The organism is Ochrobactrum sp. SFR4 (assembly GCF_019730395.1).
Lineage (GTDB): Bacteria > Pseudomonadota > Alphaproteobacteria > Rhizobiales > Rhizobiaceae > Pseudochrobactrum.
The window spans coordinates 1-280 of sequence record NZ_JAAPBB010000680.1 but is presented as its reverse complement, the minus strand read 5'-3'; the positions used below and the strand labels follow the sequence as shown (position 1 = coordinate 280).

General features: G+C 47.5%; 1 protein-coding gene. It reads right to left on the bottom strand.

Features of this window, described 5'->3' with window-relative positions; genetic code table 11:
* The coding region (locus HBA93_RS20785; RefSeq protein WP_286202104.1) for a helix-turn-helix domain-containing protein at positions 1-213 on the bottom strand (213 nt) is incomplete at its 3' end.
* Positions 214-280 lie beyond the last annotated feature (67 nt).

The following is a 280-nucleotide window of genomic DNA, read 5'->3' as shown; positions in this document are numbered from 1 at the left end:
ACTGTCGGGATAAAAACTGAGTAAAGCATTCAGAACTGAAAGTGTACGGTCACCCACGCCGATCAGCGCCCTGCCCTCGCAGAGCGACCGATAGACCTGCCATTTATCGACGGACTTATCGGCTGCGATATCCTGTGCTTGCCGTTGATTTGAAATCATGGCAAGCGACATCGATCGACCACCAAACGGGGTCGTGAAAAAATGCACATTCATTTTTCTTCACCTTTCAAAAGGCAAAAGAAATCCGATCACCAAAACGATGCTAAAACTCTTGACAGTG